The sequence below is a fragment of the Pseudomonas sp. P179 genome, from assembly GCF_000478485.2.
Taxonomy (GTDB): Bacteria; Pseudomonadota; Gammaproteobacteria; order Pseudomonadales; family Pseudomonadaceae; genus Pseudomonas; species Pseudomonas aeruginosa.
Window position 1 is genome coordinate 82,594 of the sequence record NZ_KI517355.1, and the last position, 23,649, is coordinate 106,242.

Below are 23,649 nucleotides of genomic sequence, written 5' to 3' on the forward strand. Positions count from 1 at the left end.
GATACTCCGCAGGCGGGGAAAGCCGCGCCTCGCAGGGCGCGGCGCGGGGATCAGCGGCTGGCGGTGCGGTTGTCCCAGCTGGGCAGCTTGAATACCCAGAAGGAACCGCCCTGGGCCACCGGCCGGGTCAGGTCGGCCATGTCGCCGCCCCACAGCGGCACGGCGCCGCCGTAGCCGACGGTCACGCCGAGGTACTGCTCGCCGTCCTGTTCCCAGGTGATCGGTGGCGAGACGATGCCGCTGCCGGTCTGGAATTTCCACAGCTCCTTGCCGCTCTTCGCGTCGAAGGCCTTGAAGTAGCCGTCGCCGGTGCCGGTGAACACCAGGTTGCCGGCGGTGGCCAGCACCCCGGCCCAGAGCGGCAGGTGTTCCTTGTGTTCCCAGACCACCTTGCCGCTGACCGGGTCCATGGCGCGCAGGCTGCCGACGTGGTCGTCGTACATGCGCTTGATCCGGAAGCCCATGCCAAGGTAGGCGCTGCCCTTCGTATAGCTGACCTCCTCGGTCCAGTAGTCTTCCTTCCAGTGGTTGGCCGGCACGTAGAACAGGCCGGTGTCCTGGCTGTAGGCCATCGGGTTCCAGTTCTTGCCGCCGAGGAACGGCGGCGATACTTCCACCGCCTTGCCATGCTTCTGCCCCGGTTCCGGCAGCGGCGGGCGCTGGCCCTCGCGCTCCACCGGGCGGCCGGTCTTCAGGTCGATGTGGCTGGCCCAGGTGATGTTGTCGACGAAGGGGAAGGCGTTCTGCAACTTGCCGTTGCTGCGGTCGACCACATAGAAGAAGCCGTTGCGGTCGGCGTGGGCGGTGGCCTTGACGATCTTGCCGTCCTTGGCCTTGTAGTCGAACAGCACCAGTTCGTTGTTGCCGGAGAAGTCCCAGGCGTCGTTGGGGGTGTGCTGGTAGAACCACTTCACCTCGCCGCTGCTCGGGTCCACCCCGACCTGGCCGGAGGTGTAGAGGCTGTCGTAGTCGTGCGGGTTGCCGCCCTTGGCGGTGCGCGCCCAGGTGTTCCACGGGCCGGGGTTGCCGGCGCCGACGATGATGGTGTTGGTCTCGGCGTCGAAGCTGGCGCTCTGCCAGGGAGCGCCGCCGCCGTGGCTCCACGACTCGACCTTGCCGGTCGGCGAGTTGCGATCGTCCGGCCAGGAGGGCGCCTTGACGTCGCCGGTCACCGTGCTGTCCTTGCCGTTCAGGCGGCCCATGTGGCCTTCGACGAAGGGACGCATCCAGATTTCCTCGCCGGTATCCGGATCGCGGGCGAACAGGCGGCCGACCACGCCGAACTCGTCGCCCGAACTGCCGTGGATCAGCAGGACCTTGCCGGTCTTGCCGTCCTTCACGATGGTCGGCGCGCCAGTCATGGTGTAGCCGGCGCCGTGATCGGCGAACTTCTTCTTCCACACCACCTTGCCGGTGTTCTTGTTCAGCGCCACCACCGAGGCGTCGAGGGTGCCGAAGAACACCTTGTCGCCATAGATCGCGGCGCCGCGGTTGACCACGTCGCAGCACGGGCGGATGTCGTCGGGCAGGCGGTGGTTGTAGGTCCACAGGCGCTTGCCGGTCTTCGCATCGAGGGCGAACAGCCGCGAGTAGGAGGCGGTCACGTAGATCACGCCGTCGCTGACGATGGCCTGGGACTCCTGGCCGCGCTGTTTCTCGTCGCCGAAGGAGTACGACCAGGCCGGGGTCAGCTTGAACACGTTGTCGGCGTTGACCTGCTTGAGCGGGCTCCAGCGCTGGGCGTGGGTGCCCATGCCGTACTGCAGCACGTCGCCGGTGGTCTTGTCGTCGTTGGCGATGTCCTCCCAGGTCACATCCTTGGCCAGCGCGGCGCCAGCGCTGCCCAGGGCGACGGCGAAGGCGAGGCAGTGCAGGCTCGGGCGCAGGAGGCCGGCAGGGGCGGGTGAGGTTCTTGTTGTCATGATCGGGTTCCCGTTTGGAGTGAGGGTCGAGAAACGGCAGGCCGCTGCTCGGGCCGCGGCGGCTTCATGGTGGAAGCGGGGCGCGCCGACGGGAACGGAAGATCGCCCGATTCGTCCGGGAAGACTTCCCGGACGGGGCATGACTTGGACTTGCTGCCAAAGCCCCGCGTAAGGCCTTCCGAGGCTCTACTCCGAAGGGAGTAGGCGAGGACGCCCAAAGCAGGATTCGGGCGCGCGGCGGAGCTTCCTAGGATGGCGATGAGCGCCGTTTGGCGCCCGTGCCTTGTCCTGTCTCCCCGGAGGAATGAAGTGATGAACAAGAACAACGCCTTGCGCGGCCTGCTGGTGCTGGCCGGTCTCAGCCTCTCGAGCCTGGCGCTGGCCCACGGCGATGTGACCCCCCAGGCAGTGGACACCAAGGGACTCGAGCCGCTGGGCAAGGAATGGCGCGACACCAACCCCTACCGCAAGCCCTACGCCAAGCACGACCTCGCCGTCGAGATCGGCGCCTCCGCCTACAACCAGAACTGCGCGCGCTGCCACGGCCTGGAAGCCAAGTCCGGCGGCATCGCCCCGGACCTGCGCCTGCTGGAGACCGGCGCCGAGGGCGACGAATGGTTCAAAGAGCGGGTCATCAACGGCGCGGTGCGCGATGGCGCGGTGTACATGCCGAAGATGGCCGACTTCATCAGCCAGGAAGGCCTCTGGGCGATCCGCAGCTATCTGGAAAGCGTGCACGTCGACGAGTGACGCGCCCGACCCTTCGCCGCCGACCGCGGCGCCCTTGCACGAGTCCGCCGCGCCACGGCGGAACGACCACACAGGAGAGCTTCGCCATGATCTACGCAGCGCCCGGAACCCCCGGTGCCGTCGTCACCTTCAAGCCTCGCTACGGCAACTACATCGGCGGCGAGTTCGTGCCTCCGGTCAAGGGCCAGTACTTCACCAACACCTCGCCGGTGAACGGCCAGCCGATCGCCGAGTTCCCCCGTTCCACCGCCGAGGACATCGACAAGGCCCTCGATGCCGCCCACGCCGCCGCCGACGCCTGGGGCCGTACCTCGGTGCAGGAGCGTTCGAACATCCTGCTGAAGATCGCCGACCGCATCGAGCAGAACCTGGAACTGCTCGCCGTCACCGAGACCTGGGACAACGGCAAGGCCGTGCGCGAGACCCTCAACGCCGACATCCCCCTGGCCGCCGACCACTTCCGCTACTTCGCCGGCTGCATCCGCGCCCAGGAAGGCTCCGCCGCCGAGATCAACGACAGCACCGTGGCCTACCACATCCACGAGCCCTTGGGCGTAGTCGGGCAGATCATCCCGTGGAACTTCCCGCTGCTGATGGCTGCCTGGAAGCTGGCTCCGGCGCTGGCTGCCGGCAACTGCGTGGTGCTCAAGCCGGCCGAGCAGACCCCGCTGGGCATCTGCGTGCTGCTGGAACTCATCGGCGACCTGCTGCCGCCGGGCGTGCTCAATGTCGTCCAGGGCTTCGGCAGGGAGGCCGGCGAGGCCCTGGCCACCAGCAAGCGCATCGCCAAGATCGCCTTCACCGGTTCCACCCCGGTCGGCTCGCACATCCTCAAGTGCGCGGCGGAGAACATCATTCCCTCCACCGTCGAGCTGGGCGGCAAGAGCCCGAACATCTATTTCGAAGACATCATGCAGGCCGAGCCGGCGTTCATCGAGAAGGCCGCCGAGGGCCTGGTGCTGGCCTTCTTCAACCAGGGCGAGGTGTGCACCTGCCCGTCCCGCGCGCTGGTCCAGGAGTCGATCTACCCGGCGTTCATGGAAGAGGTGCTGAAAAAGGTCAGGGCGATCAAGCGCGGCGACCCGCTGGACACCGAGACCATGGTCGGCGCCCAGGCTTCCCAGCAGCAGTACGAGAAGATCCTCTCCTACCTCGACATCGCCCAGCAGGAAGGCGCCGAGCTGCTCGCCGGCGGCAGCGTCGAGAAGCTCGAAGGCAACCTGGCCAGCGGCTACTACATCCAGCCGACCCTGCTCAAGGGGCACAACGGCATGCGCGTGTTCCAGGAGGAAATCTTCGGCCCGGTGGTCGGCGTCACCACCTTCAAGGACGAAGCCGAGGCCCTGGCCATCGCCAACGACACCGAGTACGGCCTCGGCGCCGGCCTCTGGACCCGTGACATCAACCGCGCCTACCGCATGGGTCGCGGGATCAAGGCCGGTCGCGTGTGGACCAACTGCTACCACCTGTACCCGGCCCACGCCGCGTTCGGCGGCTACAAGAAGTCCGGCGTCGGTCGCGAGACGCACAAGATGATGCTCGACCACTACCAGCAGACCAAGAACCTGCTGGTGAGCTACGACATCAACCCGCTGGGCTTCTTCTGAGCGGTCCTCAGCCGCCGCGGATCGCTCCGACCCGCGGCCTTTCCGCCAAGGCACCTGCGGGTGCGCTCGTCCCGCGTCCCGACGCGGCTTTCCCCATGGCGGGTTCTGGCGCGACGCGGCCCTGGCCGCGTCTTTTTTTTCGCCTCGCCGCCGCCCCTGCATGGACTAGGCTTCTGCCCTGCACCAGGGCGAACCAGGGGGGCGCAACGGCGTTCTCCCGGCGAACCTTGGGCGGGACAGGCAGTCCCTACCAAATCAGGGGGAAAACTCCTTCGAAAGTCTCATTCGGAGCGAGCCCCGCTGATGTTTAACTCGACCTGCCGGAATCGCCCGGCCCCACCAGAGAGGATCGACCCCATGTGGACCAAGCCCAGCTTCACCGACCTGCGTCTCGGTTTCGAAGTGACCCTCTACTTCGCCAACCGCTGATCCGTTCGGCCCCGGTCTTCCGGGGCCTCCCTCCAGCCCGCGGGGCAGACCCATGCACATCCGTATTCTCGGTTCGGCCGCCGGCGGCGGCTTCCCCCAGTGGAACTGCAACTGCCGCAACTGTCGCGGAGTCCGCGACGGCAGCGTAGCGGCCCAGCCACGCACGCAATCCTCCATCGCCCTGTCCGACGACGGCGAGCGCTGGATCCTCTGCAACGCCTCGCCCGACATCCGTGTCCAGATCGCCGCCTTCCCGGCCCTCCAGCCGGCGCGTCGGCCGCGCGATACGGCGATCGGCGCGATCGTCCTGCTCGACAGCCAGATCGACCACACCACCGGCCTGCTCAGCCTGCGCGAAGGCTGCCCGCACGAAGTCTGGTGCACGCAGATGGTCCACCAGGACCTCAGCGAAGGCTTCCCGCTGTTCCCCATGCTTTCCCACTGGAACGGCGGCCTGCGCCATCGGCCGATCGCCCTCGATGGCGAGCCTTTCGCCATTCCGGCCTGTCCGCGCCTGCGCTTCACCGCGATCCCCCTGCGCAGCAGCGCGCCGCCGTATTCCCCGCATCGCGGCGACCCCCATCCGGGCGACAACATCGGCCTGTTCGTCGAGGACCTCGATAGCGCCGGTACGCTGTTCTATGCGCCGGGCCTCGGCGAGGTGGACGAGGCGCTGCTCGAATGGATGCGCCGCGCCGACTGCCTGCTGGTGGACGGTACGCTCTGGCGCGATGACGAGATGCTGGTCTGCGAGGTCGGCGACAAGCTCGGCCGGCAGATGGGGCACCTGGCGCAGAGCGGGCCGGGCGGCATGCTCGAGGTGCTGGCGAAGGTGCCGGCCGCGCGCAAGGTGCTCATCCACATCAACAACACCAATCCCATCCTCGACACCGCTTCGGCAGAACGCGCCGAACTGGATGCCAGTGGCATCGAAGTGGCCTGGGATGGCATGCACATCCAGCTGTAGGGGGCCAACATGAGCCGTGCCGCCATGGATCGCGCCGAATTCGAACGGGCGCTGCGCGACAAGGGACGCTACTACCATATCCACCATCCGTTCCATGTCGCGATGTACGAGGGCCGTGCCAGTCGCGAACAGATCCAGGGCTGGGTGGCGAACCGTTTCTACTACCAGGTCAACATCCCGCTGAAGGACGCGGCGATCCTGGCCAACTGTCCCGACCGCGAGGTCCGCCGCGAGTGGATCCAGCGCATCCTCGACCACGACGGCGCCCCCGGCGAGGCGGGCGGCATCGAGGCCTGGCTGCGTCTGGCGGAAGCGGTGGGCCTGGAGCGCGAGCAGGTGCTGTCCGAGGAGCGGGTGCTGCCCGGCGTGCGCTTCGCCGTCGACGCCTACGTCAACTTCGCCCGTCGCGCCAGTTGGCAGGAGGCGGCGAGCAGTTCGCTGACCGAACTCTTCGCCCCGCAGATCCACCAGTCGCGGCTGGACAGCTGGCCGCGCCACTATCCGTGGATCGAGGCGGCCGGCTACGAGTATTTCCGCAGTCGCCTGGCCCAGGCCCGGCGCGACGTCGAGCACGGCCTGCGGATCACCCTGGAGCACTATCGGACCCGCGAGGCACAGGAACGCATGCTGGATATCCTGCAATTCAAGCTGGACGTGTTGTGGAGCATGCTCGACGCGATGAGCATGGCCTACGAACTCGAACGCCCGCCGTACCACACGGTGACCCGCGAGCGGGTCTGGCATCGGGGGCTGGCATCATGAGCCTGCCGTCGCTCGACAGCGTGCCGATGCTGCGCCGGGGCTTCCGCTTCCAGTTCGAACCGGCCCAGGACTGCCATGTGCTGCTCTACCCCGAAGGCATGGTCAAGCTCAACGACAGCGCCGGGGAAATCCTCAAGCTGGTCGATGGCCGCCGCGACGTGGCGGCCATCGTCGCGGCGCTGCGCGAGCGTTTCCCCGAAGTCCCCGGCATAGACGAAGACATCCTGGCGTTCCTCGAGGTGGCCCATGCGCAATTCTGGATCGAGCTGCAGTGAAAGCGTGGGGCCGCCGCTCTGGCTGCTGGCCGAGCTGACCTATCGCTGTCCGTTGCAGTGCCCGTACTGCTCGAACCCGCTGGAATTCGCCCGCGAGGGCGCCGAGCTGAGTACCGCGGAATGGATCGAGGTGTTCCGCCAGGCTCGCGAGCTGGGCGCCGCACAGCTCGGTTTCTCCGGCGGCGAGCCGCTGCTGCGCCAGGACCTCGCCGAACTGATCGAGGCAGGGCGCGGCCTGGGCTTCTACACCAACCTGATCACCTCCGGCATCGGCCTCGACGAGGCACGCCTGGCGCGCTTCGCCGAGGCCGGGCTGGACCACGTGCAGATCAGCTTCCAGGCCGCCGACGAAGAAGTGAACAACCTGCTCGCCGGCTCACGCAAGGCCTTCGCCCAGAAACTGGCGATGGCCCGCGCGGTGAAGGCGCACGGCTATCCGATGGTGCTCAACTTCGTCACCCACCGGCACAACATCGACAACATCGAGCGGATCATCCAGCTGTGCATCGAGCTGGAAGCCGATTACGTCGAACTCGCCACTTGCCAGTTCTACGGCTGGGCCGCGCTGAATCGTGCCGGGCTGCTGCCGACCCGCGCCCAACTGGAGCGCGCCGAGCGGATCACCGCCGAATACCGCCAACGGCTGGCCGCCGAAGGCAATCCGTGCAAGCTGATCTTCGTCACCCCCGACTACTACGAGGAACGGCCGAAGGCCTGCATGGGCGGCTGGGCCAGCGTATTCCTCGACATCACCCCCGACGGCACCGCGCTGCCGTGTCACAGCGCGCGGCAATTGCCGGTGCAGTTTCCCAACGTGCGCGAGCACAGCCTGCGCCACATCTGGTACGAATCGTTCGGCTTCAACCGCTACCGCGGCGACGCCTGGATGCCCGAGCCGTGCCGTTCCTGCGAGGAGAAGGAGAGGGACCACGGCGGCTGCCGCTGCCAGGCGTTCCTCCTCACCGGCGATGCCGACGCCACCGACCCGGTCTGCGCCAAGTCGGCACGGCACGACCTGATCCTCGCGGCCCGTCGCCAGGCCGAGGAGGCGCCGCTTGGCCTGGACGCGCTGACCTGGCGCAACCAGCGCGCGTCACGCCTGATCTGCAAGGCCTGAGGCAATGGTCGACTACGGCGACTGGCCGAGCGACTGGAGCGCCGAGCGCGCGGTAGCCGCCGGGCGCGATTTCAGCGAGCTGAAGGCGGCCCATGGCGGGCTGGCCTGGGTGGAATTCGATCCGGCCAGCGCGCGCTCGCGCCTGTACCTGTGGCGCGACGGCGTGCTGGAGGAGCCCACCGCGCCGGACGGCTCGGTGCGCAGCCGGGTCTACGAGTACGGCGGCGGCGCCTGCTGCGTGACGCTCGACGGGCTGGCCTGGGTCGACGAAACCGACCAGCAGGTACGCCGCTGGCGAGCGGGCCGCGCAGCCCAAGTGCTGGGCGGCGGGGCGCAGTGTCGCTACGGCGACCTGGCCTACGTCGATGCCTGGGATGCCCTGCTGGCGGTGGAAGAGAGCCATGGGCCGACCGGGGTCGTGCATCGCATCGTGCGCCTGGACGCCGATGGCGCGCGCCGGGTGCTGGTCGAGGGCGCCGATTTCTACGCCGCGCCGCGTGCCGCCGGCCAGGGGCGGCGGCTGGCCTGGATCGAATGGGACCGTCCGCACCAGCCCTGGACCGAGACCCGCCTGGGCCTGGCGGAGAATGGGCGTACGCGCTGCCTGGCCGGAGCCGGAGGCGGCGAGTCGATCCAGCAACCACGCTTCGATCCCGCCGGCCGCCTTCACTGGCTGAGCGACCGCGACGGCTGGTGGCGTCCCTGCGCCGAGGTAGCGTTGGCCGGCCGCTTCGCCGATGCCGACCACGCTGGCGCGCCCTGGCAATTGGGCGCTTGCAGCTACCTGCCGCTGGGAGAGGGAAGGCTGCTGCTCAGTCGCGTCGAGGCCGGCGGCGGGCAACTGTTCCTGCGCGAAGCGGACGGCAGCGAGCGGCGCCTGGCCGCGGACTGGAACCGGTTCGCCGGACTGGCCGCGGATGCCCGGGCGTTCTACTGCATCGCGGCGGCGGCCGGGCGCCTGCCGGCGCTGCTGGCGATCCATCGCGACGAGCTGCGTGTCGAGGTGCTGCGTGGCGGCGAGCGACCGCTGGCGGAGGACGACCTGTCGCATCCGCAGGCCTTCGTCTATGGGCTGGGCAACGGCGAAAACGGCCACGGTTTCTTCTATCCGCCGCGCAATGCCCGCCGCCGCGTCGATCCCCGACGACCACCGCCGCTGCTGGTGTGGCTGCATGGCGGACCGACCTCGATGCATTCGCCGGCGTTCGATGCCGGCCTGCAGTTCTGGACCCAGCGCGGTTTCGCCGTGGCGGCGCTGAACTACCGGGGCAGCAGCGGCTACGGCCGCGCCTATCGGCAGCGCTTGCGCGGCCAGTGGGGGCGCCTGGAGTTGCGCGATATCGAGGCCGCGCTGGCGCAGCTGGACGCGGAGGGACGGATCGACCGCGCCCGGGTCTTCGTCCGTGGCGCCAGCGCCGGAGGCTACAGCGCGTTGCGCGCCCTGGCTTGCCTCGATGGCCTGCGCGGCGGCGCCAGTCTCTATGGGGTCAGCGATCCGTTGGCACTGGCGCGTTGCACCCACAAGTTCGAGGGTGACTACCTCGACTGGCTGATTGGCGACCCGCTGCGCCAGCGCCGTCGCTACCTGGTGCGCAGCCCGGTGCTTCAGGTCGGGCGTATCCGCGCGCCGGTAGTGTTCTTCCAGGGCGGGCTCGACGCGGTGGTGGTGCCGGAGCAGACCGAGGCGATGGTCGCCGGCCTGCGGCGCAGCGGCGTGCGCGTGGAGTGCCACCGCTATCCGCAGGAGCGCCACGGTTTCCGCCAGCCGGCCAATCGCGCCCATGCGCTGCTGGCGGAATGGCGCTTCTACCTGGGCCTGCTGGAGGATTGAAAGGGCCGCCAAGGTCGCATTGCAATAACCGACGAATGCAGTAGGCTGCCGGCAATGTCCGATAACAATAAGAATGGTCTGTCAGATGAGCCACGACCTCAGCCAACTGCGTAAATTCGTCTCGCCCGAGATCATCTTCGGCGCCGGCTGCCGGCACAGCGTCGCCAACTACGTGAAGACCTTCGGTGCGCGCAAGGTCCTGCTGGTCTCCGACCCCGGCGTGCTCGCCGCCGGCTGGGTCGCCGACATCCAGGCAAGCCTGGAGGGGCAGGGCATCGACTACTGCCTGTATACCGACGTTTCGCCCAACCCCCGGGTCGACGAGGTGATGCTCGGCGCCGAGTTCTATCGCAGCGAGGGCTGCAATGTGATCGTCGCGGTGGGCGGCGGCAGCCCGATGGATTGCGCCAAGGGCATCGGCATCGTCGCCGCCCATGGCCGCAGCATCCTCGAGTTCGAAGGCGTCGACCGGCTGCGGGTGCCGAGTCCGCCGCTGATCCTGATCCCGACCACCGCCGGGACTTCGGCGGACGTCTCGCAGTTCGTGATCATTTCCAACCAGGACGAGCGCATGAAGTTCTCCGTGGTGAGCAAGGCGGTTGTGCCTGACGTCTCGCTGATCGACCCGGAAACCACGTTGACCATGGATCCCTTCCTTTCGGCCTGTACCGGCATCGATGCACTGGTACACGCCATCGAGGCGTTCGTCTCCACCGGCCACGGGCCGCTGACCGATCCCCACGCGCTGGAAGCGATGCGCCTGATCGATGGCAATCTGGTACAGATGATCGCCAATCCCGGCGACATCGCCCTGCGCGAGAAGATCATGCTCGGGAGCATGCAGGCCGGGCTGGCCTTCTCCAACGCCATCCTCGGCGCGGTGCATGCCATGTCGCACAGCCTCGGCGGCTATCTCGACCTGCCCCACGGCCTGTGCAACGCGGCGCTGGTCGAACACGTGGTGGCGTTCAACTACAGCGCCGCGCCGGAACGCTTCAAGGTGATCGCCGAGACCTTCGGCATCGATTGCCGCGGTCTGACCCAGGGGCAGGTCCGCCAGCGCCTGGTGGACCACCTGATCGCCTTCAAGCACGCCGTGGGTTTCCACGAGAGCCTCGCCCTGCACGGGGTCGGCAGCTCCGACATTCCTTTCCTCTCGCGCCACGCGATGCAGGACCCGTGCATCCTTACCAACCCGCGCGAGTCGAGCCAGCGCGATGTCGAGGTGGTCTATGGCGAGGCCCTCTGAGCAGCAGCAGGAGGCCCTGGCCGGGTTACTCGGCCTGGGCAGCCACTCCGCGCGCAAGAGCCACTACCCGGAGCTGCTGGCGCGCCTGGAGGAGCTGGAGGCCGAGCGCAACCGCTACAAATGGCTGTTCGAGCACGCGGTGCACGGCATCTTCCAGGCCAGCCTCGGCCAGGGGCTGCGCGCCGCCAATCCGGCGCTGGCGCAGATGCTCGGCTACGACGATCCGCAACAGGTGCTCTGGTCGCTGGAGGACATGGCCGGGCAACTGTTCGTCGGCGGCGAGGCCGAGATGCGACGGATCCGCGCGCTGCTGCGCGAGCGCGGCGGCCTGTTCGGCTACGAGACGCGCCTCTGGCGCAGGGACGGCAGTTACATCGAGGTATTGATGAACCTGCTGCTCAGGCACGACGAGGAAGAATTGGTCGAAGGTTTCGTCGCCGACATCACCGAGCGGGTCCAGGCCCAGCAGCGCCTGCAGACCATGAACGAGGAGCTGGAGCGGCGGGTAGCCGAGCGCACCCACGAGCTGGAAGAGCTCAACCGCCAGTTGCGCCAGGCGCGCGACGCCGCCGAAGCCGCCAACCACAGCAAGGACAAGTACCTCGCCGCCGCCAGCCACGACCTGCTGCAACCGCTCAACGCGGCGCGGCTGCTGGTCGATACCCTGCGTGAGCGGGGCCTGCCGGCCGCCGAACTGCAACTGGTGGAGCGCACCCACCTGGCCCTGGAAGGCGCCGAGACCTTGCTCACCGACCTGCTGGAAATCGCCCGGCTCGACCAGAGCGCGATCCGTCCGGACCTGGACGACTATTCCCTCGACGAACTGCTCGCTCCGCTGGCCTCGGAGTTCGAGGAAGTCGCGCGTGCCGCCGGCCTGGCCCTGCGTGCGCGGATCCCGCGACTGGCAGTGCGCACCGACGCGCGCCTGCTGTCGCGGATCCTGCGCAACTTGCTCAGCAACGCCTGCCGCTACACCGAGCGCGGCAGCGTGCTGCTGGGGGCGCGCCGGCGTGGCGGCAAGGTACGCCTGGAGGTGTGGGACACTGGCCGGGGCATCCCCGCCGACCAGTTGCAGGCGATCTTCCTCGAGTTCAACCAACTGGACGCCGGGCGCGCTTCCGAGCGCCGTGGCGTCGGACTCGGGCTGGCCATCGTCGACCGTATCGCCGGCATCCTCGGCTACCGCATCGAGGTGCATTCGACTCCAGGCCGAGGCTCGCTGTTCGCCATCGAGGTGCCGCTGGTCCGCAAGCCGGCGCGGCCAGCACCCGGCGAGGCGATTGCGCGGGTTTCGGCTGGTGATCCGCTGCCGGGACGGCGGCTGCTGGTGGTGGACAACGAGACCGAGATTCTCTTCAGCATGTCCGCGCTGCTCGGCCAGTGGGGCTGCGAGGTGCTTACCGCCACCGACCTGGAAGGCGCGCGCAAGGCGCTCGATGGCCGCGCGCCGGATGCGATCCTGGTCGACTACCACCTGGACCACGGCGCTACCGGTTGCCAGTTGCTGGGCGCCTTGCGCGAGGACTACGGCGCGGAGATCGCCGCGGTGATGATCACCGCCGACCGCAGCGACGATTGCCGCCGCGCGCTGGCCCGCCTGGGCGTGCCGCTGCTCAACAAGCCGCTGAAGCCCGGCAAGCTGCGCGCGGCCCTGAGCGCCTTGCTCGGCGAGCTCTAGAACGCGTACCGCCGCCTGGGACGGTGCACGCCCTAGCCAGGCCGGCGGCTGCGCCGGTGCAGTGCGACGGCCAGGGCCAGCCCGCCGAGCGAGGCCAGGCAGGCGAAGAGGAACATCGAGCGGAAGCCGAACAGGTTGGCGACGAAGCCCACCAGCGGCCCGGTGATGCCCAGCGACAGGTCGACGAACAGCGAGTAGGCGCCCAGCGCCGCGCCACGGTTGGAAGCCGGTACCAGGTTCACCGCTTCCACGCCGAACGCCGGGAACACCAGGGAGAAGCCGAAGCCGGTGAGGGCCGCGCCGGCCAGGCCGACCCAGGGATTCGGCGCGCTCCACAGCAGCAGCAGGCCGAGGCTTTCGACGCCGAGGCAGATGATCGCCACGCGGAAGCCGCCGAGCCGGTTGATGCTATTGGCGAACAACAGCCGGGCGCCGATGAAGCAACCGCCGAAGGCACTCAGGCAGAGCACTGCGTTGGCCCAGCCACGGCTGGCGTAGTAAAGGGTGATGAAGGTGGCGATGGTGCCGAAGCCGATCGCCCCCAGCGCCAGGCCCATACCGTGCGGGGTGACCCGGCCGAGCACATGGTGGAACGGCAGTCGCTCGCCGTGCACCAGCGGCGCCGGCAACTTCGGCCAGGCCAGGGCGAAGCCGAGCGCCCCGAGCAGGACGATGGACGCGCCCATGCTCCACAGCCCCAGCCACTGCACCAGCAGCACCCCTAGCGGCGCCCCGAGGGCGATGGCGCCGTAGCTGGCGATGCCGTTCCAGGAAATCACCTTGGCGGTGTGCGGCGCGCCGACCCGGCCGATGCCCCAGCCGATCGCCGCCGAGCCGACCAGGCTTTCCGCCGCGCCGAGTACCAGGCGGCCGACCAGCAGGCTGGCCAGGCTCAGCGCCGGCCAGCCCTGGATCGCCACCGAGAGCAGCATGAACAGCCCGCTCGCGGCGCTGCCGGCCATGCCGTAGAGCACCGCGCGCTTCGGCCCGAGGCCGTCGATGACGCGCCCGGCGTAGGGCCGGGCGAGCAGGGTGGCGAGGTACTGCAGGCTGATCACCAGGCCGGCCAGCACCGAGCCGTAGCCGAGGTCGTCGTGCACGTAGCCGGGCAGCACCGCCAGCGGGATGCCGATGGTCAGGTAGCCGATGAAGGTGAACATCACCACCGAGACGATCTGCAGGGTGACGTTCTGCCGGGCGCTGTCCTGCGCCGGCGGGGTGGGGCGGATATCGACGGACATGTGGGAAACGCGGTCGCAGTGGGTTGTCGCGGTCCGCCATGATGACCGTTGCAGATGACGAATGAAAGCAGGCTAACGGATTCGCCGGGCTATCGGCGACGCGCGGTGCCCGGCGCTAGCGCGTTCAGAGACGCTGGAAGAGACCCGGGTAATCGATCACCAGGCCCTGTTCGTCCACCAGCAGTACCGCTTTGAACGCGCTGCCTTCGAGGTTCTCGTAGAGGTAGTGGCTGGCGTCCAGGCGGGTGTATGCCTGGCGCATGCTACGCGGCTCCAGGGCCGGGGCCTCGATGTAGAGCGCGCGGATTTCCGCGCGCTGGCCATCGGCCAGGCCCAGGCGGCGGATCGGGAAGGTGTTGGTGAAGGGGCTTGGCCAAATATCGATGTCCAGGCAACCGTCGAATGCCGGTAGCGCTTCGCCGTCGCCGTCCTGCCAGTGGCCGCGGCCATCGGCGAGCAGGTGCAGCTTGCGCACCCCGGTTTCGCTTTCGACGTGGAACACCGCCTCACGCAGATGCCAGTCGGCGTCCCAGCGCAGCCGGTAGTCCAATTGGTAGGGCAGGCCGCTGCGTTCGTCCGGCGCGCGCAACTGGCTTTCCGCCTGGTCGTCCTCCAGGCGCAGGGCCTCCCAGCTGGACGACGGCGAGCGCCACAGGCCGGCCCAGGTGTACAGACGGTCGCGACTCATGCGTCGAGTACCAGGCCGAGGCGCTGGCGCCTGGGCAGGCGCGCCACCACCAACTGATGGGAACGGACCAGGGCCTCGCGCAACTCCGCCGCCTTCATCGGGTAGGGGCGGGCCATGACGATCCAGTGCGCGCGCGCCAGGTAGGGCGCCGGACGGATGCCGGGGCGGTCGACATAGCCGAGGAACAGCTCGCTGCCGACCTTGAAGGCCAGGCCGCCGTCCTTGTCGACGAAGTCGAGGATGGCGAACATCTTGTTGCCGGCCACCGAGAACACCCGGTTCGAACCCCACTTGAGGTCTTCCCGGGCGCCGGGCAGTTGCAGGCAGAAGGCGGCGATCTGGTCGGCGGTCATGGACGCTCCGGTGGCGGTTCAGTCGCGGAAATACACTTCCAGGAGATGGTAGCCGAACTGGCTCTTCAGCGGACCCTGGAGCACGCCCACGGGTTTCCTGAAGATGGCATTGTCGATGGACCTGACCATCTGCCCCGGGCGCACCTCGCCGAGGTCGCCGCCGCGCTTGCCGGACGGGCAGGTCGAATGCTTCTTCGCCAGCGTGGCGAAGTCCTCGCCCTTGGCCAGGCGCTGCTTCAGTTGCGCGGCCTCGGCTTCGGTCTTGACCAGGATGTGGCGGGCCATGGCGACGGGCATGGAATTACCTTTTGCGGTAGGACGGAACGCGCATTCTAGCCCAGGCTCGCCGCGGCTTCAGTCGCGCAGTTCGGCGAGGTCGCGATAAAGCTCCAGCGCCTGCGGGTTGGCCAGGGCGTCGGTGTTCTTCACCGGGCGGCCGTGGATCACGTTGCGCACCGCAAGCTCGACGATCTTGCCGCTCAGGGTGCGCGGGATATCGGCGACCTGGATGATCTTCGCCGGTACGTGGCGCGGCGTGGCGTTGGCGCGGATGGTCTGGCGGATGCGTACGCGCAGCGGCTCGTCGAGTCGCACGCCGTCGCGCAGGCGGACGAACAGCAGCACACGCACATCGCCCTGCCAGTCCTGGCCGATGGCGATGGACTCGAGGACTTCCTCGACCTTTTCCACCTGGCGGTAGATTTCCGCGGTGCCGATGCGCACGCCGCCGGGATTGAGCACCGCGTCGGAGCGGCCGTGGATGACCAGCCCGCCGTGGACGGTTTCCTCGGCGTAGTCGCCATGGGCCCAGACGCCGGGAAAGCTGGCGAAGTAGGCGTCGTGGAACCTGGTGCCATCCGGGTCGTTCCAGAAGCCCAGCGGGATCGACGGGAAATGCCGGGTGCAGACCAGCTCGCCCTTGCCGCTGGCGAGGCGGCGGCCGTCGTCGTCCCAGATTTCCACGGCCATGCCCAGCGCCTTGCATTGCAGTTCGCCGCGCCACACCGGCAGCACCGGGTTGCCGATGGCGAAGCAGGAAACGATGTCGGTGCCGCCGGAGATCGACGACAGGCAGAGGTCGCTCTTCAGCTCGCGGTAGACGTAGTCGAAGCTTTCGTGGGCCAGCGGCGAACCGGTGGAGAGCAGTGTCCTCAGGCTGTCCAGGCGGTGGCTGTGGCGCGGGCGCACGCCGGCCTTCTCGAGCGCCGCCAGGTACTTGGCGCTGGCGCCGAACACGGCGATGTCCTCGGCGTCGATGAGGTCCAGCAGGCGCTCGGGGCCGGGGTGGAACGGCGAGCCGTCGTAGAGCACCAGGCTGGCGCCCACCGCCAGACCGGAGGCCAGCCAGTTCCACATCATCCAGCCGCAGGTGGTGTAGTAGAACAGCCGGTCGCCGTCGCCCAGGTCGGTGTGCAGGCCGTGCTCCTTGAGATGTTGCAGGAGCACGCCGCCGGTGGCATGGACGATGCACTTGGGGACTCCGGTGGTGCCCGACGAATAGAGGATGTACAGCGGCTGCTCGAAGGGCACCGGGGTGAAGACCGGCTCGCCCTCGGCCTGGTAGAACCCGTCCCACAGCGCGACCTGCGCCTGGCAGCGGTAGTCCTGCGGCTGCGCCTGCGGACGGTCGTAGGGCACCACCAGCAGTTGCTCCAGGCCGGGCAGGCCGGCGAGCACCTCGTTGAGCTTGGCGGTCAGGTCCAGCGACTTGCCGGCGTAGCGGTAGCCGGCGCAGGCGATCAGCACGCGCGGTTCGATCTGGCCGAAGCGGTCGATCACACCCTGGGTACCGAAGTCCGGCGAGCAGCTCGACCAGGTCGCGCCGAGGCTGGCGGTGGCGAGCATGCCGACCACGGTCTGCCAGGTGTTCGGCATCAGCGCGGCGACCCGGTCGCCGGGGCCTATGCCCAGGGCGGCGAGGCGCTTCTGCAGGCCCGCCACGTGACGGGCCAGTTCGGCGTGGCTGAGCACCTCGCGGCGACCGTCTTCGCTCACCGCGATCAGCGCCGGGGCATCATCGCGGCGGCGCAGCAGGTGTTCGGCGAAATTCAGCGTGGCGCCGGGGAACCAGCGCGCCGAGGGCATCTGCGCGCCTTCCTCGAGGACCGCACGCGGCGGTTGCTGGAAGCGCACCTCGAAGAAGTCGACGATGGCCTGCCAGAACGCCTCGCGCCGCTGCACGCTCCAGGCATGCAGCGCCGGGTAGTCGACCAGGCCGAGGGCGTGCCGCTGGTTGACGAAGCGTCGGAAGGCCTCCATGCGACTGGCGGCGATGCGTTCGGCGGAAGGGCTCCAGAGCGGTGCGGGCATGGCGTGTCCGTCCTTGTTGTTGTTCCGGGACATGCAGGAAGCATAACCGGACCCGCCGCTGCCTGCCTCACTCCGTGGACTGGTCCTGCGGCAGCGCCAGCGAGCGCCAGTCGGTGCCATGCAGCAGCACGTCGCTGAGGGCCTGGGCGGCGGTGGACAGCTTGTGCTCGCTCAGCCGCAGCAGGCCGACCCGTCGCTGCACCTGCGGCGCGTAGAGCGGCAGGCAGCGCGCGCCGAGTTCCTGCATCTGCTGGATGCACAGGGTCGGCACGGCGCTGACACCGAGTCCCTGGGCGACCATCCGCCCGACCGTGACCAGTTGGTGGCTCTCGAACGCCACCGGCAAGCGACCGTGCTCGGCGGCCACGCTTTCTTCCAGGAGCAGGCGCACCGCCGAGGGGCGTTGCAGGGTGATGAAGGGCTCGCCGAGCAGTTCGCGCCATCTGATCCGCTCCTGCCCGGACAGCGGCGAGCCGGTCGGCACCACGGCGACGAAGCGGTCGCTGTAGAACGGGGTGAACTCGAGGTTTTCCAGGGACTCCGGCTCGAAGGCGATGCCCAGCTCGACGCGTCGGTTGCGGACCATCTCCAGCACCTGCTCGTTGATCACGTCGTGCACCGCCACGTTGACCCGCGGGTGGCGTTCGCGAAAGGTCTTCAAGACCAGCGGCAGCAGGTTGCCGGCGAAGGAGGGCATGGCGGCGATGGAGACCTTGCCCAGTTGCAGGGTGAAGTGCTGGCGCAGCAATTCCTCGGTATTGTCCCAGTCGGCCAGCAGGCGCAGCGCCAGCGGCAGCAGGGTCTCGCCCTCGGGGGTGAGGCTGACGCTGCGGGTGGTACGTTCCAGCAGCGGACCGCCGAGGCTTTCCTCCAGGCTCTTGATCGCCAGGCTCAGGGCCGGCTGGGAGAGGTGCAGGCGTTCGCCGGCCTGGGCGAAGCTGAGGCTCTGCGCCACGGCGAGGAAGGCGCGCAACTGCTTGACGGTCATTTATTTGTTTTTCTCATCAATGGATTGGAAAAAAAAACTTAACAAATCAGTCCGCAGCGGAGAAGCTCTGTGCGACCCGGCAGTCAGACTGCCGCACGCACAATCACAAGAGCCGGAAGAGGCACAGCAGCATGAGCGGACTCGACAAGCGAGTAGGCAGTTACGAAGAGGCCCTCGAAGGCCTGACCGACGGCATGACCGTCCTCGCCGGGGGCTTCGGCCTCTGCGGGATTCCCGAGAACCTGATCGCGGAAATCCGCCGGCGCGGGGTCAGGGACCTCACGGTGGTCTCGAACAACTGCGGCGTCGACGGTTTCGGCCTCGGCGTGCTGCTGGAAGACCGGCAGATCCGCAAGATGATCGCCTCCTACGTCGGCGAGAACGCCCTGTTCGAGCAACAACTGCTCAGTGGCGAGCTGGAAGTCGAACTGACCCCGCAAGGCTCGCTGGCCGAGAAGATCCGCGCCGGCGGCGCCGGCATCCCGGCCTTCTTCACCGCCACCGGCTACGGCACCCCGGTCGCCGAGGGCAAGGAGGCGCGCGAGTTCAATGGCCGCCACTACATCCTCGAACCGGCCATCACCGGCGACTTCGCCATCGTCAAGGGCTGGAAGGCCGACCATTTCGGCAACGTCGTCTATCGCCACACCGCGCAGAACTTCAACCCGCTGGTCGCCACCGCCGGGCGCATCACGGTGGTCGAGGTGGAGGAGATCGTCGAGCCCGGCGAACTGGACCCGACGCAGATCCACACCCCCGGCATCTACGTCGACCGGATCATCCAGGGTCGCTTCGAGAAACGCATCGAGAAACGCACGCTGCGCGCCTGACGGCGGCCGCTACAACGACAAGAGGTTTCCCCAGATGGCACTTACCCGCGAACAGATGGCGCAGCGCGTGGCGCGCGAATTGAAGGACGGCTACTACGTCAACCTCGGCATTGGCATCCCGACCCTGGTGGCCAACTACGTACCGGAGGGCATCGACGTCATGCTCCAGTCGGAGAACGGCCTGCTCGGCATGGGCGCGTTCCCCAGCGAGGCGGAAGTCGACGCCGACATGATCAACGCCGGCAAGCAGACCGTGACCGCCCGCGTCGGCGCGTCGATCTTCGACTCGGCGCAGTCCTTCGCCATGATCCGTGGCGGCCACGTCGACCTCACCGTGCTCGGTGCCTTCGAGGTGGACGTGCGCGGCAACATCGCCTCCTGGATGATCCCCGGCAAGCTGGTCAAGGGCATGGGCGGCGCCATGGACCTGGTGGCCGGCGCCGAGAACATCATCGTCACCATGACCCACGCCTCCAAGGACGGCGAGTCCAAGCTGCTGCCGTACTGCACCCTGCCGCTGACCGGTTGCGGCTGCATTCGCAAGGTGCTCACCGACCTGGCCTACCTGGAGATCGAGGACGGCGCCTTCATCCTCCGCGAGCGCGCCCCCGGGGTCAGCGTCGAGGAGATCGTGGCGAAGACCGCCGGCAAGCTGATCGTCCCCGAGCACGTGCCGGAAATGAGTTTCTGAATCGCGGCCCGCGCGGCCGGCGCCTCCACGCAAGGCGCCGGCCGCGCGGACCGTCCTTTCCAGAGGGCGTAGGATAGGAGCCTGTCGCACCGCCTACGTCCACCCGCAGCGATTCGGCCCGGCCACGGGCGAATCCAGGAGAACCATCCATGCAAGACGTCGTCATCGTCGCCGCTACCCGTACCGCCGTCGGCAGCTTCCAGGGCTCGCTGGCCGGCATTCCCGCCCCCGAGCTGGGCGCCGCGGTGATCCGCCGCCTGCTCGAACAGACCGGTCTCGATGCCGGCCAGGTCGACGAAGTGATCCTCGGCCAGGTGCTCACCGCCGGTTCCGGGCAGAACCCGGCGCGCCAGGCGGCGATCAAGGCCGGCCTGCCGGTCGGCGTGCCGGCCATGACCCTGAACAAGGTCTGCGGCTCCGGCCTCAAGGCCCTGCACCTGGGCGCCCAGGCGATCCGCTGCGGCGACGCCGAGGTGATCGTCGCCGGCGGCCAGGAGAACATGAGCCTGGCGCCCTACGTCATGCCCGGCGCCCGCACCGGCCTGCGCATGGGCCATGCGAAGCTGGTCGACAGCATGATCGAGGACGGCCTGTGGGACGCCTTCAACGACTACCACATGGGCATCACCGCCGAGAACCTGGCGGAGAAGTACGGCCTGACCCGCGAGGAGCAGGACGCCTTCGCCGCCGCTTCGCAGCAGAAGGCCATCGCCGCCATCGAGGGCGGGCGCTTCCGCGACGAGATCACGCCGATCCAGGTCCCGCAGCGCAAGGGCGAGCCGCTGAGCTTCGATACCGACGAGCAGCCGCGCGCCGGCACCACCGTCGAGGCCCTGGCCAAGCTCAAGCCGGCCTTCAGGAAGGACGGCAGCGTCACCGCCGGCAACGCCTCCAGCCTCAACGACGGCGCCGCCGCGGTATTGCTGATGAGCGCAGCCAAGGCCAAGGCCCTGGGCCTGCCGGTGCTGGCGCGGATCGCCAGCTACGCCAGCGCCGGGGTCGACCCGGCGATCATGGGCATCGGCCCGGTCTCCGCCACCCGTCGCGCGCTCGACAAGGCCGGCTGGAGCCTGGAGCAACTGGACCTGATCGAGGCCAACGAGGCCTTCGCCGCGCAGTCCCTGGCGGTGGGTCGGGAACTGGGCTGGGATGCCGCCAGGGTCAACGTCAACGGCGGCGCCATCGCCCTTGGCCACCCGATCGGCGCGTCCGGCTGCCGGGTGCTGGTGACCCTGCTGCACGAGATGATCCGTCGCGACGCGAAGAAGGGCCTCGCCACCCTGTGCATCGGCGGCGGGCAGGGCGTCGCCCTGACCCTGGCCCGCGACTGATCCATCGACCTGCCGCTCGCGGCGTGATCGCGCCATGTCCTTTCGCGGGGGCATGGCGCGCTCGTGTCCAGGGAACGAGCGGCGGACGGCCTTGACCGTCCGACCGGCCCCGTACCGTTCCGCCCCTCGGGACGGCCGGGTGCCCAGGGAGCCGTAGCACACACAGGCGGCCCCGTAGTCGCCGAATAACAATAAAACCGAGAGAATCCGCGATGACCGCTATCCTTCCCATCCAAGAAAGCCGCTCCGCGCGCTTCGCCATGCGTTGCTCGAACTGGGCCGAGCGCTGGTTTCCCGACTCCTGGGTGTTCGCCGCCCTGGCCATCCTCATCGTCAGCCTGGCCGCGCTGGCCATGGGCGCCGGACCGACCGCCACGGCGAAAGCCTTCGGCGACGGTTTCTGGAGCCTGATCCCGTTCACCATGCAGATGGCCTTCGTGGTCATCGGCGGCTATGTGGTGGCCAGTTCAGGCCCCGCCTCGCGTCTCATCGACCTGCTCGCGCGGGTGCCGAAGAATGGCCGCTCGGCGGTCTGCTGGGTGGCGCTGGTGTCGATGCTCGCCTCGCTGCTCAACTGGGGCCTCAGCCTGGTCTTCGGCGGCCTGCTGGTACGCGCCCTGGCGCGCCGCAGCGACCTGCGCATGGACTACCGCGCCGCCGGCGCCGCGGCCTACCTCGGGCTGGGCGCGGTGTGGGCGCTGGGCCTGTCGTCGTCGGCCGCGCAGTTGCAGGCCAACCCGGCCAGCCTGCCACCGTCGATCCTGGCGATCACCGGGGTGATCCCGTTCACCGAGACCATCTTCCTCTGGCAGTCCGGGGTCATGCTGCTGGCGCTGATCCTGGTCTCGCTGGTAATCGCCTACATGACCGCGCCGAGCGCCGCCAGCGCCCGCGACGCCAAGGATTGCGGGGTCGACGTGAGCTTCACCGCTCCGGCCAGGCTGGCGCCGACCCGGCCCGGCGAGTGGCTGGAGCACAGCCCGTTGCTGATCATCCTGCTGGTACTGCTGGCCGGCGGCTGGCTGGTACACGAGTTCTCGACCAAGCCGGCGATCCTGGCGATCTCCGGGTTGAACACCTATAACCTGCTGTTCCTGATGCTCGGCGCGTTGCTGCACTGGCGCCCGCGCAGCTTCCTCGACGCGGTGGCGCGCGCGGTGCCGACCACCACCGGGGTGCTGATCCAGTTCCCGCTGTACGGCTCGATCGCGGCGATCATGACCACGGTCAACGGCAGCGACGGCGAGACCCTGGCCCACCATATCTCGACCTTCTTCGTACAGATCGCCTCCCACGACACCTACGCGCTGCTGATGGGCGTGTACTCGGCGGTGCTGGGCTTCTTCATTCCCTCCGGCGGCGGCAAGTGGATCATCGAGGCGCCGTACGTGATGCAGGTGGCCAACGAGCTGCAATACCACCTCGGCTGGGCGGTGCAGATCTACAACGCCGCCGAGGCGCTGCCGAACCTGATCAACCCGTTCTACATGCTGCCGTTGCTCGGCGTGCTGGGGCTGAAGGCGCGCGACCTGATCGGCTTCTCGTTCGTCCAGTTGCTGGTGCACATCCCGCTGGTGCTGGTGCTGCTCTGGGCCCTGGGCAGCACCCTGGCGTACATCCCACCGGTGATGCCGTAGCGCATCGGCGGACCGACCTGGCCCCGATAACTTCCTCTCCCTGAAGGGAGAAGGTTGGGGAGAGGGTAGCCGCGCCGGGAAACGAGGTATCGGCGGATAACGCCTGTGGCGTTATCCGCCCTACGCAATGGGGCGGGCGAACTCCGGATGGTTCCCTCTCCCTTCAGGGAGAGGGTCTGGGGAGAGGCTGGCCGCCCCGGCTACTGCGCCACCCAGCCGCCATCCATGTTCCAGGCCGCGCCGCGCACCTGGTCGGCGGCTTCGCTGCAAAGGAACAGCGTCAGTCCGCCGAGTTGCTCGGGGGTGACGAAGGCCAGCGAGGGTTGCTTTTCCGCCAGCAGGTCATGTTCCGCCTGTTCGGGCGAGACGCCCTCGGCGATGCGCGCGTCGATCTGCTTCTGCACCAGCGGGGTCAGCACCCAGCCGGGGCAGATGGCGTTGCAGGTCACCGGCGTGCGCGCCGTTTCCAGCGCCACACTCTTGGTCAGGCCGAGCACGCCATGCTTGGCGGCGACGTAGGCGCTCTTCCCGGCCGAGGCGACCAGGCCGTGGGTCGAGGCGATGTTGACGATCCGCCCCCAGCCGCGCGCGAGCATGCCCGGCAGGGCCAGGCGGGTGGTATGGAACACCGAGGACAGGTTGATCGCGATGATCGCGTCCCAGCGTTCCGTGGGGAATTCCTGCACCGGCGCCACGTACTGGATGCCGGCGTTGTTGACGAGGATGTCGACGCCGCCGAAGGTCCGCTCGGCGAAGGCCATCAGTTCGCCGATCTGCTCCGGGCTGGAGAGGTCGGCCGGGTGGTGCTCTGCGCGCACGCCGCGGGCGCGGACCTGCGCCAGTGCCGCGTCGACCTCGCCGAAGCCGTTGAGGAGCAGGTCGGCGCCGGCCTCGGCCAGGCTCAGGGCGATGCCCAGGCCGATGCCGCTGGTGGAACCGGTGACCAGGGCGGTCTTGCCTTTCAGGGTCATGCTGTTTCTCCCGCTGGATGAA

Annotated in this window: 22 protein-coding genes; 14 read left to right on the forward strand and 8 right to left on the reverse strand. The window is 68.5% G+C overall.

Features of this window, described 5'->3' with window-relative positions; translation table 11 throughout:
* Nucleotides 1-50: 50 nt before the first annotated feature.
* A complete protein-coding gene (gene exaA, locus HMPREF1224_RS40720) occupies nucleotides 51-1,922 on the reverse strand; it encodes a quinoprotein ethanol dehydrogenase (protein ID WP_003088524.1) in 1,872 nt (623 codons plus the stop codon).
* Between the two features lie 312 nt (nucleotides 1,923-2,234).
* On the opposite strand from exaA, the gene pedF reads away from it, so the two are divergent.
* The 10 genes from pedF to HMPREF1224_RS40765 all read left to right on the forward strand — a co-directional run bounded on the left by pedF (nucleotide 2,235) and on the right by HMPREF1224_RS40765 (nucleotide 12,587).
* Nucleotides 2,235-2,672: a cytochrome c-550 PedF gene (gene pedF / locus HMPREF1224_RS40725; protein WP_003107652.1), complete on the forward strand. Its 438-nt coding sequence runs from the start codon at nucleotides 2,235-2,237 to the stop codon at nucleotides 2,670-2,672.
* Nucleotides 2,673-2,758: 86 nt separating this feature from the next.
* Nucleotides 2,759-4,279: an acetaldehyde dehydrogenase ExaC gene (locus HMPREF1224_RS40730; protein ID WP_003117412.1), complete on the forward strand. Its 1,521-nt coding sequence runs from the start codon at nucleotides 2,759-2,761 to the stop codon at nucleotides 4,277-4,279.
* 357 nt (nucleotides 4,280-4,636) lie between these two features.
* Nucleotides 4,637-4,708 (forward strand): pyrroloquinoline quinone precursor peptide PqqA, encoded by a 72-nt coding sequence (gene pqqA / locus HMPREF1224_RS0112495; RefSeq protein ID WP_003106462.1) that lies wholly within the window; start codon nucleotides 4,637-4,639, stop codon nucleotides 4,706-4,708.
* A gap of 52 nt (nucleotides 4,709-4,760) precedes the next feature.
* Nucleotides 4,761-5,675 (forward strand): pyrroloquinoline quinone biosynthesis protein PqqB, encoded by a 915-nt coding sequence (gene pqqB, locus HMPREF1224_RS40735; RefSeq protein WP_010794093.1) that lies wholly within the window; start codon nucleotides 4,761-4,763, stop codon nucleotides 5,673-5,675.
* A 9-nt stretch (nucleotides 5,676-5,684) separates the two neighbouring features.
* A complete protein-coding gene (gene pqqC / locus HMPREF1224_RS40740) occupies nucleotides 5,685-6,437 on the forward strand; it encodes a pyrroloquinoline-quinone synthase PqqC (RefSeq protein ID WP_003111679.1) in 753 nt (250 codons plus the stop codon).
* Nucleotides 6,434-6,712 (forward strand): pyrroloquinoline quinone biosynthesis peptide chaperone PqqD, encoded by a 279-nt coding sequence (pqqD, locus tag HMPREF1224_RS40745; RefSeq protein ID WP_003088542.1) that lies wholly within the window; start codon nucleotides 6,434-6,436, stop codon nucleotides 6,710-6,712. The genes pqqC and pqqD overlap by 4 nt, the downstream gene beginning before the upstream one ends.
* Nucleotides 6,684-7,829: a pyrroloquinoline quinone biosynthesis protein PqqE gene (gene pqqE / locus HMPREF1224_RS40750; protein WP_003119136.1), complete on the forward strand. Its 1,146-nt coding sequence runs from the start codon at nucleotides 6,684-6,686 to the stop codon at nucleotides 7,827-7,829. Before pqqD ends, pqqE begins: the two co-directional genes overlap by 29 nt.
* A 4-nt stretch (nucleotides 7,830-7,833) precedes the next feature.
* On the forward strand, nucleotides 7,834-9,660 hold the full coding sequence (locus HMPREF1224_RS40755) for an alpha/beta hydrolase family protein (RefSeq protein ID WP_003121719.1): 1,827 nt from the start codon (nucleotides 7,834-7,836) through the stop codon (nucleotides 9,658-9,660).
* Between the two features lie 85 nt (nucleotides 9,661-9,745).
* Complete coding sequence (gene ercA, locus HMPREF1224_RS40760; protein ID WP_003088548.1) at nucleotides 9,746-10,909, forward strand: alcohol dehydrogenase-like regulatory protein ErcA; 1,164 nt, start codon at nucleotides 9,746-9,748, stop codon at nucleotides 10,907-10,909.
* On the forward strand, nucleotides 10,893-12,587 hold the full coding sequence (locus HMPREF1224_RS40765; protein WP_010794094.1) for a hybrid sensor histidine kinase/response regulator: 1,695 nt from the start codon (nucleotides 10,893-10,895) through the stop codon (nucleotides 12,585-12,587). The genes ercA and HMPREF1224_RS40765 overlap by 17 nt, the downstream gene beginning before the upstream one ends.
* A gap of 32 nt (nucleotides 12,588-12,619) precedes the next feature.
* On the opposite strand, the gene HMPREF1224_RS40770 is transcribed toward HMPREF1224_RS40765, so the two are convergent.
* The 6 genes from HMPREF1224_RS40770 to HMPREF1224_RS40795 form a co-directional block, all read right to left on the reverse strand.
* Nucleotides 12,620-13,828 carry an MFS transporter gene (locus HMPREF1224_RS40770; protein ID WP_003113497.1) on the reverse strand — a complete coding sequence of 403 codons (1,209 nt, stop codon included), beginning with the start codon at nucleotides 13,826-13,828 and terminating at the stop codon, nucleotides 12,620-12,622.
* A gap of 124 nt (nucleotides 13,829-13,952) precedes the next feature.
* Nucleotides 13,953-14,516, reverse strand: a complete 564-nt coding sequence (locus HMPREF1224_RS40775; RefSeq protein ID WP_003088555.1) for a putative glycolipid-binding domain-containing protein — start codon at nucleotides 14,514-14,516, stop codon at nucleotides 13,953-13,955.
* Nucleotides 14,513-14,869 (reverse strand): MmcQ/YjbR family DNA-binding protein, encoded by a 357-nt coding sequence (locus HMPREF1224_RS40780; protein ID WP_003100422.1) that lies wholly within the window; start codon nucleotides 14,867-14,869, stop codon nucleotides 14,513-14,515. The genes HMPREF1224_RS40775 and HMPREF1224_RS40780 overlap by 4 nt, the downstream gene beginning before the upstream one ends.
* Nucleotides 14,870-14,887: 18 nt before the next feature.
* Nucleotides 14,888-15,166 (reverse strand): peptidylprolyl isomerase, encoded by a 279-nt coding sequence (locus HMPREF1224_RS40785; protein ID WP_003088559.1) that lies wholly within the window; start codon nucleotides 15,164-15,166, stop codon nucleotides 14,888-14,890.
* A gap of 57 nt (nucleotides 15,167-15,223) precedes the next feature.
* A complete protein-coding gene (locus tag HMPREF1224_RS40790) occupies nucleotides 15,224-17,179 on the reverse strand; it encodes an acetoacetate--CoA ligase (protein WP_003160139.1) in 1,956 nt (651 codons plus the stop codon).
* 67 nt (nucleotides 17,180-17,246) lie between these two features.
* Nucleotides 17,247-18,167, reverse strand: coding sequence for a LysR family transcriptional regulator (locus HMPREF1224_RS40795; RefSeq protein ID WP_010794095.1), 921 nt, complete (start codon nucleotides 18,165-18,167; stop codon nucleotides 17,247-17,249).
* Between the two features lie 131 nt (nucleotides 18,168-18,298).
* Between HMPREF1224_RS40795 and HMPREF1224_RS40800 the strand changes: the two genes are divergently transcribed.
* The 4 genes from HMPREF1224_RS40800 (at nucleotide 18,299) to HMPREF1224_RS40815 (ending at nucleotide 22,656) form a co-directional block, all read left to right on the forward strand.
* Entirely contained in the window at nucleotides 18,299-18,997 is a 699-nt protein-coding gene (locus tag HMPREF1224_RS40800) for a CoA transferase subunit A (protein ID WP_003088566.1), read from the forward strand.
* Nucleotides 18,998-19,031: 34 nt separating this feature from the next.
* Complete coding sequence (locus tag HMPREF1224_RS40805) at nucleotides 19,032-19,688, forward strand: CoA transferase subunit B (protein ID WP_003088567.1); 657 nt, start codon at nucleotides 19,032-19,034, stop codon at nucleotides 19,686-19,688.
* Nucleotides 19,689-19,837: 149 nt separating this feature from the next.
* Nucleotides 19,838-21,019, forward strand: coding sequence for an acetyl-CoA C-acetyltransferase (locus HMPREF1224_RS40810; protein WP_003121716.1), 1,182 nt, complete (start codon nucleotides 19,838-19,840; stop codon nucleotides 21,017-21,019).
* A 212-nt stretch (nucleotides 21,020-21,231) separates the two neighbouring features.
* Complete coding sequence (locus HMPREF1224_RS40815; protein ID WP_003088572.1) at nucleotides 21,232-22,656, forward strand: short-chain fatty acid transporter; 1,425 nt, start codon at nucleotides 21,232-21,234, stop codon at nucleotides 22,654-22,656.
* Between the two features lie 200 nt (nucleotides 22,657-22,856).
* On the opposite strand, the gene bdhA is transcribed toward HMPREF1224_RS40815, so the two are convergent.
* The gene (gene bdhA / locus HMPREF1224_RS40820) at nucleotides 22,857-23,627 is read right to left on the reverse strand and encodes a 3-hydroxybutyrate dehydrogenase (RefSeq protein ID WP_003100413.1); all 771 of its coding nucleotides are present in this window, start codon (nucleotides 23,625-23,627) and stop codon (nucleotides 22,857-22,859) included.
* Nucleotides 23,628-23,649 lie beyond the last annotated feature (22 nt).